This is a genomic window from Vibrio sp. SCSIO 43135 (assembly GCF_023716665.1).
GTDB classification, from domain to species: Bacteria; Pseudomonadota; Gammaproteobacteria; order Enterobacterales; family Vibrionaceae; genus Vibrio; species Vibrio paucivorans.
Genome location: NZ_CP071859.1, coordinates 1,777,093 through 1,791,789, shown reverse-complemented (window position 1 = coordinate 1,791,789; position 14,697 = coordinate 1,777,093). Strand labels below are relative to the sequence as shown.

The 14,697-nt window shown below is 43.6% G+C and carries 11 protein-coding genes; 7 read left to right on the top strand and 4 right to left on the bottom strand.

The annotated features are described in order from the left end of the window. The first annotated feature begins 55 nt into the window (after positions 1–55). Together J4N42_RS08040 and J4N42_RS08035 are read left to right on the top strand one after the other, a co-directional pair. Entirely contained in the window at positions 56–682 is a 627-nt protein-coding gene (locus J4N42_RS08040) for a LysE family translocator (RefSeq protein WP_252027337.1), read from the top strand. 76 nt (positions 683–758) lie between these two features. Then, positions 759–1,022 (top strand): hypothetical protein, encoded by a 264-nt coding sequence (locus J4N42_RS08035; protein WP_252027336.1) that lies wholly within the window; start codon positions 759–761, stop codon positions 1,020–1,022. 50 nt (positions 1,023–1,072) lie between these two features. On the opposite strand, the gene J4N42_RS08030 is transcribed toward J4N42_RS08035, so the two are convergent. Then, entirely contained in the window at positions 1,073–1,549 is a 477-nt protein-coding gene (locus J4N42_RS08030; protein ID WP_252027335.1) for a MarR family winged helix-turn-helix transcriptional regulator, read from the bottom strand. A 386-nt stretch (positions 1,550–1,935) separates the two neighbouring features. Here J4N42_RS08030 and J4N42_RS08025 point away from each other — a divergent pair, with 386 nt between their 5' ends. After that, positions 1,936–3,507, top strand: coding sequence for a BCCT family transporter (locus J4N42_RS08025; protein WP_252027334.1), 1,572 nt, complete (start codon positions 1,936–1,938; stop codon positions 3,505–3,507). Positions 3,508–3,815: 308 nt separating this feature from the next. Beyond that, positions 3,816–6,338 (top strand): hypothetical protein, encoded by a 2,523-nt coding sequence (locus tag J4N42_RS08020; RefSeq protein ID WP_252027333.1) that lies wholly within the window; start codon positions 3,816–3,818, stop codon positions 6,336–6,338. A gap of 69 nt (positions 6,339–6,407) precedes the next feature. On the opposite strand, the gene J4N42_RS08015 is transcribed toward J4N42_RS08020, so the two are convergent. Together J4N42_RS08015 and J4N42_RS08010 are read right to left on the bottom strand one after the other, a co-directional pair. Next, positions 6,408–7,121: a 3'-5' exonuclease gene (locus J4N42_RS08015; protein ID WP_252027332.1), complete on the bottom strand. Its 714-nt coding sequence runs from the start codon at positions 7,119–7,121 to the stop codon at positions 6,408–6,410. A gap of 8 nt (positions 7,122–7,129) precedes the next feature. Beyond that, positions 7,130–9,016, bottom strand: coding sequence for a DUF294 nucleotidyltransferase-like domain-containing protein (locus J4N42_RS08010; protein ID WP_252027331.1), 1,887 nt, complete (start codon positions 9,014–9,016; stop codon positions 7,130–7,132). 255 nt (positions 9,017–9,271) lie between these two features. Here J4N42_RS08010 and J4N42_RS08005 point away from each other — a divergent pair, with 255 nt between their 5' ends. After that, entirely contained in the window at positions 9,272–11,155 is a 1,884-nt protein-coding gene (locus J4N42_RS08005; RefSeq protein WP_252030808.1) for a methyl-accepting chemotaxis protein, read from the top strand. 69 nt (positions 11,156–11,224) lie between these two features. Here J4N42_RS08005 and J4N42_RS08000 read toward each other — a convergent pair whose 3' ends face one another. Beyond that, positions 11,225–12,328, bottom strand: coding sequence for a phosphoribosylaminoimidazolesuccinocarboxamide synthase (locus J4N42_RS08000; RefSeq protein WP_252027329.1), 1,104 nt, complete (start codon positions 12,326–12,328; stop codon positions 11,225–11,227). Between the two features lie 609 nt (positions 12,329–12,937). On the opposite strand from J4N42_RS08000, the gene J4N42_RS07995 reads away from it, so the two are divergent. After that, on the top strand, positions 12,938–13,999 hold the full coding sequence (locus J4N42_RS07995) for a TRAP transporter substrate-binding protein (protein WP_252027328.1): 1,062 nt from the start codon (positions 12,938–12,940) through the stop codon (positions 13,997–13,999). A gap of 154 nt (positions 14,000–14,153) precedes the next feature. Continuing rightward, positions 14,154–14,693 carry a TRAP transporter small permease subunit gene (locus J4N42_RS07990; protein WP_252027326.1) on the top strand — a complete coding sequence of 180 codons (540 nt, stop codon included), beginning with the start codon at positions 14,154–14,156 and terminating at the stop codon, positions 14,691–14,693. The last annotated feature ends 4 nt before the right edge of the window (positions 14,694–14,697 follow it).

Sequence of the window (14,697 nt, the reverse complement as noted above, 5' to 3'; positions counted from 1 at the left end):
ACTGATATCTGATTAATTGAATATTCGGATGAATTTCACTTCAAAGGAGTTGAGTGTGAATTTAGAAACATGGATTGTTTATTTTTTTGCTGTACTGATTTTAACTGCGTCGCCAGGCCCAAGCTCGTTACTGTGTATGACTAAGGGTGTAACTACGGGCTTTAAAGGTGCGTTGTTTACTGCGTTGGGGAGCCTAACCGCAATTACGGGTGTTTTAACACTATCGTTCACTGGCTTAGGCGTCATTATCGCTTCGTCTGAACTGGTGTTTAACATTATTAAGTGGTGTGGCGCGGCCTACTTAGCCTATTTGGGATACAAAGCCCTTACGTCGAAAGAGCAAAACTATGAAATGAGTGAGGCTCTTGTCGTCCCAACCAGTGCCGTTAAGCACTATGTGAGCGGGTTTATTGTCGGAGCAAGCAACCCCAAAGCGATTCTTTTCTTTACCGCACTGTTTCCACAGTTCATTGATGCACAAGCTGCTTTGCTTCCTCAGTATTCCATTTTCACTATTACCTTTATGGTGATGGAACTAAGTTGGCTATTAATCTATGGCTATTTAGGGACTAAATCCTCTAATTGGATTTTTGCTAAAGGTCGAGCTCAAATGTTCAACCGTTTGACGGGTGGCGTATTTATCGGAGCGGGGGCTTTGTTAGCGACAACGAGTCGCGCTTAAGCGAGAAGTTTCTAGCTTCTCAATATTGAGCCCGTTGATATGGTAGGTTTACTTCATAAATGACAGGAGGTGGTTTATGGGTTATGACACACCGATGGCGATTTCTACGTATCTGGCCATTTTGTTGGCGATGCTTTTTTCCTACCCGTTTGTCGTTGTTGGCATTTCAATAGCGGTGTTTGGAGAACAGAAGAGGACAAAGTTTACATCAAGGTTTAATCTCATCTTCGTTGTGGTTGCAATGGTTATGCTGGTGCTTCACTTACAAACCGAGGTTTATTACGGCAAGGAGTTACTTGATATGTATTACGTTAATAATCCAGACAAGATCCCAAACTAAACATCTAAAAAAGCTCAGCATTTGCTGAGCTTTTTAGTTTTTAAATCGTTCTATTCTGCTTTGGTAATACTACCTAGCTCGAGCACTGGTGCCACATCGATATCCTCGGCGTTCATCATTGACGATATACGCTGAACAGAGGAGAGCAGTAGGCTTTGCTCCCATTCCTCCATCGCTTGGAACTTGTTAATGAAGCTGTCTTGAAGTGGGCGCGGAGCCGACTTAATACGCTCGGTGCCTTTTTCAGTTAAATAGGCATGAACTTTACGCTTATCGGTATTACTTCTTACACGCTGAACATAACCATTTCGCTCCAGCCTATCTAAGATAGTTGTAGCTGTCGCTTGGCTCATATTCGTGTGGTTTGAAAGCTGACGAATGGTGACTTCTCCTAACTCTTGAATCGAGCGCATCAAAATCAACTGTGGGCCAGTAAGGCCGGATTCTTTGCTCAGCTTTTTAGAGTGGAGATCTATCGCTCTTATAATTTGTCGTATTGATACCAATACTTCTTCGTGTTTTTCCAATGAAGTTACCCAGTAAGCGTTAAATAACAGGCGAGTTTTGGCGAAAATACATCAAATTCATCGTGTTGAAAAGTTCTATCTATAAGTAGTTAGATGTATAGGTTGGAATACCGGTCAATGGTCGATAGAGGTCAAAGTTTAGAGCTCTAATGATAGGTGATTTTTTAGTTGAACAGATTGTATGAAAACTCAGCATTTGAATGGATAGTGTGTATGAAAGTGGTTAAAAAATAGGACATTACTGGATTGTTGAAAGGATTGGCGTAGAATGTTCTGTAGAAACTTCGTTTTAACCACTGTTATGAGTACGAAATATTCACTAGGAGTTCTTCCTGCACTTCGTTGTGCTCATAACTTTCGTTAAAGAAACAATTGAGAGAGGAACAATGACAAAGGGTATTGATAAGTACAGTATCGACAGTACCGACTACACAGTCGGTCAGGATAATGTACAAAAATGGGGCTTTGATGTTCACAATCCAGTATTTGGCGTGAGCGCTGGATTAATCGCACTATTTCTACTAGCTACATTAGTGACAGATGCTGAATCAGCTAAAGCCGTACTCGATGGAATTAAGCTGAAAATCATCGGAACGTTTGACTGGCTATTCATCTGGTCAGGCAACATTTTCGTAATTTTCTGTTTGGCGCTTATCGTTTCACCATACGGAAAGATCCGTTTGGGTGGCCAAGATGCGACCGCGGACTATTCATACGTATCATGGTTCGCGATGCTGTTTGCGGCCGGTATGGGGATCGGCTTGATGTTCTGGAGCGTCGCAGAGCCTGTCGCATATTTCACTGGCTGGTTTGAAACGCCTCTGGCCGTTGAACCGAACACACCGGAAGCCGCTAAGTTAGCCTTGGGTGCGACCATGTATCACTGGGGCCTTCATCCGTGGGCAATTTATGGTGTTGTGGCATTGTCACTAGCATTCTTTGCTTACAATAAGGGCTTACCTCTTTCTATCCGCTCGATCTTTTACCCAATTCTTGGTGATCGTGCTTGGGGTTGGGCGGGTCACATTGTTGATATTCTAGCAGTACTAGCAACGCTATTTGGCCTAGCGACATCATTAGGTCTGGGTGCGCAGCAAGCCGCAAGTGGTATTCACCACGTGTTCGGAATTGATGCGGGTATGGGGCTGCAAATTGTTGTGATCTCGGTAGTGACGCTCTTAGCGGTTGTATCTGTGCTACGTGGCATTGACGGCGGTGTGAAAGTCATCAGTAACATCAACATGATCATTGCGTTCTTACTACTGATTCTAGTGGGCTTAATTGGTTGGGCGGTATCGCTGGGTTCTATCCCTACAACGTTAATGGCCTACATTGAAAACTTCATCCCATTAAGTAACCCACACGGCCGACCAGATGAGACATGGTTCCAAGGTTGGACGGTATTCTACTGGGCATGGTGGGTATCTTGGTCACCATTTGTTGGTATGTTTATCGCTCGCGTATCTAAAGGTCGCACTGTTCGTGAGTTCTTAACAGCAGTACTACTTGTACCAACGGCTGTAACAGTTATCTGGATGTCAGTATTTGGTGGCATGGCAATCGACCAAGTTATCAATAACGTTGGTCAACTAGGTTCTGAAGGCTTAACTGACGTATCGTTGGCGATGTTCCAAATGTTTGATGTATTGCCATTTGGTTCAGTGCTTTCAATCATTGCGGTTGTACTGGTACTAGTGTTCTTTATCACCTCATCAGACTCTGGTTCTTTGGTTATCGATAGTATTACTGCCGGTGGTAAGGTAGATGCACCAGTTGTTCAGCGTGTATTCTGGGCATTTATGGAAGGTGCTATTGCTGTAGCGCTTCTTTGGATTGGTGGCACTGAAGCGGTTCAGGCTCTACAAGCAGGTGCAATATCGACAGCACTGCCGTTTACACTGATCTTGTTGCTGATGTGTGTGAGCTTACTTAAAGGTATGCGCACTGAAAAATACTAGGTATTTAGAAAACGAAAAAGGAGCCGAAAGGCTCCTTTTTATTTCCCACTAGAGTACATTGCCGATTACGGTTCACTTATTTAGCAATTGGTAAATCTTGTTTTAGAACTGAGACAATTAATGATTAGTTGACTAGAAGGTCAATTGTAAGATATGTCTCGCATATGTATTTGATTTGAGTTATTGGTCTAAATTATCTGTGTGTATGATTTGCGACGGAAGTTTTATTGCTATGTAACAAGGTGCCCCCCTTTGGGTTAGGGAGCTGAACTAACATAGCGTTCCTAGATTATATACGGAGATATAGGATGCATACTAAACGTTCTTTATTGGCGATTACTGTCGCGGCAACATTAGCTGCTTGTGGAAGCGATGACACTTCGAGCACTGACACAACTAATGAAGGTGCAGCTACAACATCTTTAACTGCGAAAGCAGCCGACGGGTATTTAGTGGGTGCTAACGCTTGCCTCGATTTAAATGGTGACAAGGTATGTAATGATGATGAACCTTCATCAGTAACTGGAGATGGCGGTGAGTTTACTATATCTGGTATTACTCAAGAACAGTTAGAGCAGGGGGTGATTCTAATAGAGATCGTTGAAAATCAAACCATTGATCTCGATAATCCAGATGTAACACTCGCGAAAAGCTATACCTTGACAGCCCCTCCTGGTTCAGACTTCATTAGCCCAATTACGACACTGCTTCAGAATGAAATTGAGAATGGAAGTTCTGTAGAAGAAGCTACCGCAAAAATCAAAACTCAATTGGGAACGAGCTTAGATATCACAGAAGATTATGTTGAAGCTAAGTCTTCCGACGATTACTCGGCTGAAGAACAAGCCGCTTTTGAAAATCTTCATCGTATATCTCAAGTGACAGCGGGCATTATGGCTGATAATACAGACGCACTTGAAGCAGCAGCAAGTGGCGCGGGTATTTCGGTTGAGCAACTAACGAGTCTGATCTTGGAAGAAGTAACACAGGTAATTTCCAATATCGTACAGCAAGTCGAACAATATGCCGATCAAGATGAATTTGACTCTTCAAGTATTGCAACGAGTATCGGTTCTAGCCTGATAGATTTAGACCAAGATAATCTTGAAGAGAAAATAGAAGAGAACGAGGCAACTAAAAACTCATCTGCGGCTAATTTAGGGGCTTTGGTTGCAAGTGAAGGAATTAATTGGTTTTGGAGTGAGCAAGAAGGCAATACGCCAAGAATTTTGGAGTTTGGTCAACTCAAGCTGAACTCAGATGACTCAATTAGTGACACTGAATATGAGTTTGACTATAAGACCGCTAAATTTGTTGTATTAGAATCTAACGGTGAAAATGAAGGTGTCATATTGAGCTCTAATGGGTGGGTAGACGAAGATGATGCCGTTGAATCGATTGAGATTAATGATGAAGGTTCAATTCTATTAGTAATGGCGACTCCTGAGCTAAGCGAAATCGCTGAAGCTGAACAAGTAGATATAAGCGGGCTAAGTGTATCAACTGTATTGTCTAAAACAGGCGGTGACGGTATTTGGGGAGAAGTTGTCTCCGAAGACTTAAATTTTCCAGCAGATACAACTGCGTATAAAGTAGAATTCGAAGCTACTGTCGATGGGTATTATGCATTCAACAAGGGTGATTGGTGTGATAATAGAGAAGCGTTAAATGGTGCTTGTAACAGTGTGTTGATCGATGGTTCATATGCACAAACACTGGCGGATACTCTTGCTACAGATAGCGCAGATCGAACGGGCAGCACGAATTATGAAAGCCTCATATCTGTAATTGGCTGGAATGGCGGAAACGTCATGGCTCAGCTACTTGAAAATGGTTCCGTATATTATTATCACCACATTTGGGTAGATGGAAGCCTAGAGAAGCTAGAAGAGGAAGGTAATTGGCGAGATATTGAAGTAAATGGAGAAACGCTTCGTGAAGTGGCCAGCCCATCAGTCGTATACGAAGACTATGACTATTCTTGGTCCAGTATTAATGATGACGATGGGAAGTTCTACCTTGCGTTATACAACGATTTTGTTCGAGTAAGTCATTATGAAGAAAATGAAGCGAGTGACGCTGAGTATATTTTCGACACAGCGACAGTAACGTTTATTCTGGATAACTATACACAGCCAATGACGCTTGCTTCATGTTTGGCAGAACTTCCTGATGCTGACTATGAAGCAGAAGTGGGAGATAAGCATATCTACGATGTGGATTTCAATGATACTGACCGAGAATATGAGTTTACTTATTTAGGAAGTAACTTTTCATGGCTAACAGAAACGAATGTAGTCGATTTACCTGCAGTGTTGTCGGAAGGAGAATTGACAAAAACCGAGGTACTGGGTAGAGATGAAGATGGCAATGATTTGTTCGTTGAAGATCAATATAGTAACCAAAACTATTACTTCGGACAGTATGGTGAAACAGCAGCAGGTGATGGGACTTGGGGTCAAGCAAAAGCGGTATTACCTGAAGTCGTAAACAATGATGAAATTTTACTAGGTGTTGAAACGGTATATGGCCAGTCTGCAAACGTAAGTTTGGCTAATATTAATTCTGCTCCAGAAAACTCTTCGTATATGGACTTAAACCCAGTCTATTTTGACTATACCCAAGTCTACTTAGGTAAGGAAAAAATCACAGTGGAAGCGGGTACATTCTACGCATGTAAAGTATACAGCGAGACTACATTTGCCTCTTCTGAAATACCTGATGTGTCAACAGTGTGGATCAACAATCGTGGGACGTTATTGCAAGAGCGTTCGGAACCTTCTTGGGGAGCGGAAATTGAGTTAGAAGCTACAGCAATTCCTAGTATTTAAAGAATTCTATCTAGGTGTTAGTAGTAAAGCCGGAGACTCATCTCCGGCTTTTTTATATAAAGATACAAGCTACAGCCAAAAATCTCTTACCGCTTGCTTGGTATCGTAGTGATACGCTATTTGAGCCTGCAGTAACTCGGCCGTCGCGATGGCGTCGGTTAGAGCATGGTGAGGTGTGTAGGCGGGTAAGTTGTACCTTAGCCGGCTTTTTCCTAAACGTACAGACTGTGGTTTGATACCTTTCAATCTGTTCCAAAAACCACCCGCCCATTTGGCCTGAATGGCTGTTTCGATTTGCATGGTATCGACGACGGGAAACTCGATTCCTTCATCAAAGCGCGTTCTTAGCGCACGATCCAAAAACTCGCGCTCAATTCTTCGATAGTGAACAACCAAAATGTGTCCCTGAATGGCTTCTAGCACTTCCTCGATAATCTCTGACAGATCAGGAGCGTCGAGCACATCATTGTGAGTAATACCATGAATAACAACAGACTCTTCTTTAAGTTGTTTCCTCGGGCGTACTGTCCAATGTTTCGCGCGATTGATAAACACTCGGTTCAACGTGAAAGGAACAAGGCCAATAGTGATAATGTCGTCTTTCTTTGGATCCAGTCCCGTTGTCTCAAAATCCAGTGCAATGAACTCAATCTCATCCATTGGCGTATCTGCATTAGGAAGAGTCTGCTGGTAGAACGATTTCAAAGCTGGATGCTGCGCTAATTGAAGGCGCTGTGCAAATTTACTCGGCCAATCGATAGTCGGTGTTTTCAACAATTTCATGCTGGCACCTACTTAAAGTTATTACTTGCTTGGTAGCGGAACTTGAGGAAATTCTGCGCGTTACTTAGGATTTGGAACGCGTCTTTCAAGTTACGTCTCTCAAAATCAGACAGGTTTTCTGGCTCGATATTGTTATCCGGTTCAATGTTCTGTTCGACATCTAATGCTTGATGGCGGATGCGTACCATTGAAATGAACTCCATGGCATCTTTTAAATCTTGAGCTCGTCCTTTTGGCAGTATTCCCGCATCTATAATGTCGTCTAGCCGCTCGAAAGAGTTTCTAGAGCGAGAGCCAACAGCAAGCGCGTGAACACGTATCAGATCGGCTAATGGCGCAGTACCTCGGCGTTTTAGGTTGATTGAGTTGTTATGACGCCCATCTTTCTCCATCACGAAGTCTTTAAAAAAGCCAAGTGGTGGCGTTCGATTCAATGCGTTACGCGCTAAACAAGCTAGGAAACGATTGTTTTTACGAGCGCGTCTGACGATAAAGCCATTAAGTTGCTCAGCCCATTTTAAACGTCCATAAACACCATCTAAATCGAAAAAGATTGAGGCGTTAAGTAGAGCTTTAGGGTTCGGGTCATCAATCCAATCAGCAAAGCACTCTTCCCATTCTCGACGGGTCATTCGCCAATCAGGGTTGGTTGCCATGATGTCACCCGTGCAGTAGGTATAGCCGCAGCGGTCGAGTCCATCACAAACAAACTTTGACAGATCCGCGAAGTATTTATCGTGCTTCTCTTTATTAAAGCTGTCGTCGAGGATAATCGCATTATCTTGGTCGGTTACGATCAATTGCTCGTCACGGCCCATGGAACCTAACGCTAGAAAACAGTACGGGACGGGAGGAGTACCTAGGCTCTCTTCTGCGAGTTCGATAATTCGCTGTTTAAAGCTGCGTCCAATCACTGACATTGCGGTACCCACCATGTGTGAGTTTGCGTCTTCATTGACTAAACGAACAAAAGAATCTTTGACTTGCTCCGCTAGGCTGGCGAGATCTTCAATGCTCTGTTGCTGGAATATACTGCTCACGAGTAACAGAGAGTTTTGAGATTCATAGCGAACAATATCTGTCGCTTCGATGATCCCAATAGGGTGCTTACCTTTGATGACTGGAAGGTGGTGGACGTTATAGCGCAGCATGGTCAGCATTGCTTCATACACATAAGCGTTATGGTCAAGCGAGATAACATCAGTGGTCATCACGCTTGTTACGTCGTCACTTGGATCAAGGCCTTCAGCCAGTACACGGGTACATAAGTCTCTATCGGTAATGATACCGAGAACAGGGCTAGCATCTTCATCTTCTTCGCTAATGTTAGGGTTTACAATCAGCAGAGAAGAGACATTTTCTTCAGCCATTTTTACGGCGGCTTGTTGAATGGTTTCTGTACCGGCGATTGTGGGTGCTTCGGAGGTGAGTAGCGTACGTACCTTGGAAGTGGTGAGGTCGTTTTGCTCATTCGTACTGGATACGGCTTGGCGTAAACGCGCGTTGTCTTCCACTTCTACGAAGTCGGCAAAGCTGTCATGGTTATCGTACAGCTCTTGGAACGTTGCTTCTGGAATACAGTAGAGCAGAGTATCTTCAATTGCTTTAGCTGGAAATCTCACCTTATTATTGGTAAGTAAGCCCATTTGGCCGAACAATGCTCCTTCATCAAGGCGGTTATAAAGCTCACCTTTACGTCTATACACTTCAACGATGCCACTTCGAACAATGTAGAGGTCGTGAATGTTGTCACCGAAGTGAATAATCGGCGTATCTTGACGATAGTAGGATATTTCAACATTTCGAGTGGCGAGCTCTAATGCATCTTCCGGCAGCTCATCGAAGGGAGGGTGTTGTGATAGAAAGTTCTGTATTTCAAGCAGTTCGGCTTCCATTTAGGACTCCAGATCCATTGTTTTTTACATAGTACACCAATCTCAATCTAATGGATAAATATTGGAAAAATAGCGCTAGTAATTCATTAGAAAAGTGCCGATACATTTTTGTCGACTGTCAATAAATGGTCGTAACATTTTCCTTACATTACATGAGGTTAGTATAGATCTCACTAATCGAACTTTCTCGTGCAAGATTCTATAAATGTGGTTAATATCTGCGCTTCCAATGTTCCGGATTTTATAAGAATAATGATGAAACTGACTTTAAAACAAAAATTGATAGGGGCGAGCCTGTCCGCAGTGGTGGTCATGGCTACGATATTGACTTGGTTGTCTGCCGATCAACTGTATGAGCAAACTCAGAATAGTGTTCATTCACGAGCGGTAAGTATTGCGACTACTGCTACAGTAGGAATTTCTGACTGGGTAAACATACGCAAAGATATTGCTACCGCATTTAACGATTACAGCCAACAATCAGATGTGGTTCCCTTTTTACAACAAGCTCGTAAAGCGGGTGGGTTTGACGACATTTTCCTAGGCACACCTGAAGGCGCAATGTATCGTTCACACCCAGAACGCAACCGTGCAGATTATGATCCTAGACAGCGTCCGTGGTACATCGACGCTGACAAAGCTGGCTCTCAAATTATTACTACAGCTTACAAAGATGCCATTACTGGTGCTCTGCTTGTCACCATTGCTGAACCTGTTCGACAAAATGGAAAGTACATCGGCGTTGTTGGTGCAGATGTACTGATAGACCAGTTGATTAATGACGTGATTAGCCTAAAAGTCGGTAAGAATGCTTACTCGATGCTGATAGATACCCAAGATGGCACTTTCCTCGCGCATCCAGATAAAAACTTTTCATTGAAGCCTATCAACTCACTGTCGGAATCACTGACGATTGATAGGATTCAATCAGCAGCCGATGCCGAACGCATTGAAACATTTGTGGTAGGTGGTGAGAACAAGCTGTTCTATTTTGACAAAGTACCAGGCACAAGCTGGGTATTTGCCATCGAAATGGATCAAGCGACAGAAGAAGCGGGTCACGCCGAGCTTCTTACCGACCTTGTTATCACTGCCGTTGTCATCACTCTCATCGTGATTGCTGTAGTGTCACTTTTAGTTAACTACCTATTCCAAGATCTTGCTCGTGTATCAAAAGCACTTGAAGAAATCGCATCAGGTGAAGGTGACCTTACTCAGCGATTAGAGCCGCGCAGCAATGATGAGGTTGGTCAATTGGCGACAAACTTCAATGTATTCGTGGGTAATATGCACACCATGGTCAGCAAGCTAGGTGAAGTGTCGGCTTCTCTTTCTGCTCAGGCCAAGCAGACAGCGTCGAATGCAGAGGAGCGAAGCGCGCGTATTCGCCTGCAACAAGACGAGATCAATATGGTGGCAACCGCAATTAACGAGATGGCGGCAGCTACTCAAGAAATTGCAGGTAATGCTGATCATACTGCACAAAACTCTGGGGAAGCAGTTACAGCTTGTCAGCATGGTGCAGCGCAAGTGACACAAACGCAGGGCTCTATTCAGAACCTAGAGCAAGAAGTGCAAGTGGCGACTGGCGTTATCCAAGAGCTGGAAGCTCACGGCAACAGCATCAGTACAATCCTTTCAACTATTCAAGACATAGCTGAGCAAACCAACTTACTTGCATTGAATGCCGCGATTGAAGCCGCTCGAGCCGGTGAGCAGGGTAGAGGTTTCGCTGTTGTGGCAGATGAAGTACGCGTTCTAAGCCAACGCACACACGCGTCTACAAAAGAGATTCAAAACATGATTGAAACTCTGCAAGGTACAACGGGTAAAGCCGTGGGTATTATGGACGACAGCCGTCAGCTTGCAGGGCAGAGTGTTGATGATGCAAATAGCGCGGCGGCAAGCCTGATCCAGATTCAAACAGTCGTTGAGCGTATTAGTGATATGGCGACACAAATTGCGTCAGCTGCGGAGGAGCAAGCATCTGTGACTTCTGAAATCACTCGCAATACCGTGGGTATTCGTGATGTATCGAATGAATTAGCTGACGAAGCTCACGAAGCGGCTGACCAAGCCTCTCAGCTTTCGGTTCTATCGCACGAACTCGAGCAAGAAATTAGCCGCTTTAAACTGTAAGACATAAAAGCGACCAACGAAAAACGCCAGCATTACGCTGGCGTTTTTTATGACGAATGGAAGTCGAGGTTAATCAATTAGACCATATTGGCTGCTCAAGATATCGATGATCTCTTGCTTAGGGTTATCACTAAGAACAACTGGCTGACCAGTAATGGTTTCTGCGATGCTTGTGTAGGTCTTAGAAATATCCATTAGCGCATCTAGTGGCAACACGTTGTCGCGCGCTAGTGCTTCACGTTCAGGCATACGCTCTTTATTGAGCAAGATATCTGGATCAGGGAAATGGTTCAGTAGGAATTGGCGGAACCCTTCTTTTGAGTTTTCTACGATGTTTCCTGAATTGTATTCCTTGGTATCCCAAATACGTGAAGAATCCGGCGTACCGACTTCATCCATGTAGATCAGTTTTTCATTACCTGCGGCATCTGTTACGTAGCCAAATTCAAATTTGGTGTCGACGAACGTCTGTTCAACACGCGCTAATGCTTCGCTAATGACGCCAAAACCTTCTTTTAATAGCGTTTCATAGACGTTTATGTCGTCTGCTTTGGTGAAATTAAACGCTGCGAAGTTCTCTTCGATATTCTTACGAGTGATGTTCACGTCATCCGCTTCAGGCACACCAGGAATACCTTTTAGAATACCTTTGGTTGATGGAGTGATAAGAAGTTCTGGTAACTGTTTGTCTTTCTCTAGGCCTTCTGGCATTTCAATACCACAGAACTCTCGCTCGCCTTTTTCATACGCGCGCCACATTGAGCCTGTAATATACTTGCGACAAATCGCTTCAATCATGACAGGTTTGGCTTTTTGAACGATCCATACGAACGGGTGAGGGATGTCTAGGATATGGCTGTCCGCCAAACCGTTTTCTTTGAACAGTTTAAACCAGTGATTCGAAATAGCATTGAGCGCTGCACCTTTACCGGGTACGCCTTTCAGTCCGCCTTCACCGTGCCAAATACAGTCAAATGCCGAAATTCGGTCACTAATAACCATAATCGCTAGCGGTGCATCTGGAGATACATCGTAGCCTTTTTCTTTGATAAGGCGCTGGCTATCTTCTTCAGTCAACCAGTAAACAGAGCGTACTTTACCACTGTGTACTGGCTTATTTGTGCGGATTGGAAGGTCGTCGTTGACGGCTAAAACTTGATCTGCAAGGCTCATTAGACATTCCTATTTTGTAAAACGTCAAACAGAGAGTACCTCTAGTACACGGCTAAATTGATGCGACTAGAGCTCGAATATGTGGGCATCATACCAGAACTTTTTCCCGCTTCCACATAAAAAGCAAACGTTTGCTTTGTTTCGGGGAATATTCGTAAATTAGAGCGTAAATACACTGTAGAGCCACTTCAATGTGCGTCTGTGCAAAGCCTGTCAGCGATTCTTGAACCAACAATTACATACTTTGCTTAAATCGTTACCACTGCATTCAATTTGGTGCTTCGTCACATTTATGAAATCTATTATTAATAACTTGGTGAATAGTATCCCGTACGTATCTTTGTTGTTTTCCACTAGAGTTTAGAAAACATAACTTAATGAATAATAATAATTAAATTTAATATATCTACTTATTCCTACGTAGTTATACGTAAAACTTAAGTGTGAACAAAGAATAGGGTAGGTAAATTTCTGCGTGTTCACGCTGATTTTCAAACATAGAAAACTCGCACATCTTTGTCTTGGAACATCGGTGCCATTTGATAACGGCATGAATCAAACAAAGGACGTGAACAATGAGTCTTATTCAAAAACTCGCTAAAAAGAGTCATGAAAACAACGGCTGTCGTCGCGGCAGCTTGCTTTGCTATGCTGGCGACTTCGGCTACAGCTGCTGATAAAGTATATCGACTAAAACTTGCTGAAACGTGGGGACCAAACTTCCCTGTGTTTGGTGATGCGACAAAAAATATGGCCGCAATGGCAGAAAAAATGTCGAATGGTCGCCTACAAATTCGTATCGACTCAGCCAACAAACACAAAGCGCCACTTGGCGTGTTTGATATGGTTAAATCGGGCCAGTACGACATGGGCCACTCTGGTTCTTACTACTGGAAAGGTAAGGTACCCAATACGCTGTACTTTACGTCTATGCCATTTGGTATGACTCCGGCAGAGCAGTATGCATGGTTCTATCATGGTGGTGGTATGGAGTTAATGGAGCAGGTGTACTCTCCACATAACTTGATGTCTTTCCCTGGTGGTAACACTGATATTCAGATGGGCGGTTGGTTCCAAAAAGAAATCAACTCTGTCGACGACCTTAAAGGCTTAAAAATGCGTATTCCGGGCTTTGCTGGAGAAATCCTCGCTGAGCTAGGTGCTAAGCCGACGAACATTGCACCGGGTGAACTATACACTTCTCTAGAGCGCCGCACGATTGATGCATTAGAGTGGGTTGGTCCATCACTCGACTTGCGTATGGGTTTCCACAAAATCGCACCTTACTACTACACAGGTTGGCATGAGCCTGGCTCAGAGCTTCAGTTCTTAGTGAACAAGCGTACTTGGGATCGTCTACCTGAAGATCTTCAAGAAATCTTACGTGTTGCAATGAGAACAGCAGCGTATGACATGTATACCCAAGCGACGCATGAAAGTGGCAAGAACTGGGCGTCTATGAAGTCTGAGTATCCAGATGTTCAAGTTAAGGACTTCCCACCAGAAGTAATGTCTGCACTTAAAGAAGCCAATGATCGCTTATTAGCTAAGCATGCTGAAAAAGATGAACTGGCGAAAGAGATTCAAAAATCTCAAGCTGACTACCTTAAACAGGTTCGCTCTTGGACGGATATTTCACACCGTGCGTACCTAAACAGCAGTGCTCAATAAAACCACTATTTGTTTAATAAGTACCTATACAACAAAATAATAAAAATTCGGTGAGTAGCGCTCACCGAGAAGCCCAAGAAATCTATTCTAAATAACGTGCAGCGGTCGAGCCAATCGATACGCTGCACACACTTAACGTTCCATGGAGTCGGGAATGAGAAGTCTTATCTATATCGAGCGATTGTTTAACCGAATAGGGGATACCCTAGGATGGTTATCGAGCATCCTATTTATCTTATTACTCGCCAACGTCGTGTATGACGTAGTTATGCGCTACGTATTCAACGACGTGTCGATTGCCTTTCAAGAAATGGAATGGCATTTATTCTCTGCGGTATTTTTGTTGGGAGTTCCTTACGCAATTAAAGCAGGTGGCCATGTTCGAGTGGATATCTTCTATGAGCGTCTTTCTAACAAAGCTCAAGCAGTGATAGACCTACTGGGTACATTAATCTTCCTACTTCCGTTCTGTATGTTAGTCGCTTGGTTTGGTATCGATTTTGCCAAAGAAAGTTACTCCTTAGGCGAAACTTCAGGTGACCCTGGTGGTTTACCTTATCGCTGGATTATTAAGGCAATGATTCCACTGTCGTTTTTCTTAATGGCCATCAGTGGTATTGGCTTAATGCTTCATTCTCTGAACAAGATATTTAACCCTCACCTTGTTCACGCTCAGTCCATGGATAAGTCGTAAAAGG

Coding starts and splice junctions, on each gene's coding strand:
- J4N42_RS08035 (WP_252027336.1), top strand. CDS start 759: ATGGGTTATGACACACCGATGGCGATTTCTACGTATCTGGCCATTTTG.
- J4N42_RS08025 (WP_252027334.1), top strand. CDS start 1,936: ATGACAAAGGGTATTGATAAGTACAGTATCGACAGTACCGACTACACA.
- J4N42_RS08020 (WP_252027333.1), top strand. CDS start 3,816: ATGCATACTAAACGTTCTTTATTGGCGATTACTGTCGCGGCAACATTA.
- J4N42_RS08015 (WP_252027332.1), bottom strand. CDS start 7,121: ATGAAATTGTTGAAAACACCGACTATCGATTGGCCGAGTAAATTTGCA.
- J4N42_RS08010 (WP_252027331.1), bottom strand. CDS start 9,016: ATGGAAGCCGAACTGCTTGAAATACAGAACTTTCTATCACAACACCCT.
- J4N42_RS08005 (WP_252030808.1), top strand. CDS start 9,272: ATGAAACTGACTTTAAAACAAAAATTGATAGGGGCGAGCCTGTCCGCA.
- J4N42_RS08000 (WP_252027329.1), bottom strand. CDS start 12,328: ATGAGCCTTGCAGATCAAGTTTTAGCCGTCAACGACGACCTTCCAATC.
- J4N42_RS07995 (WP_252027328.1), top strand. CDS start 12,938: ATGAAAACAACGGCTGTCGTCGCGGCAGCTTGCTTTGCTATGCTGGCG.
- J4N42_RS07990 (WP_252027326.1), top strand. CDS start 14,154: ATGAGAAGTCTTATCTATATCGAGCGATTGTTTAACCGAATAGGGGAT.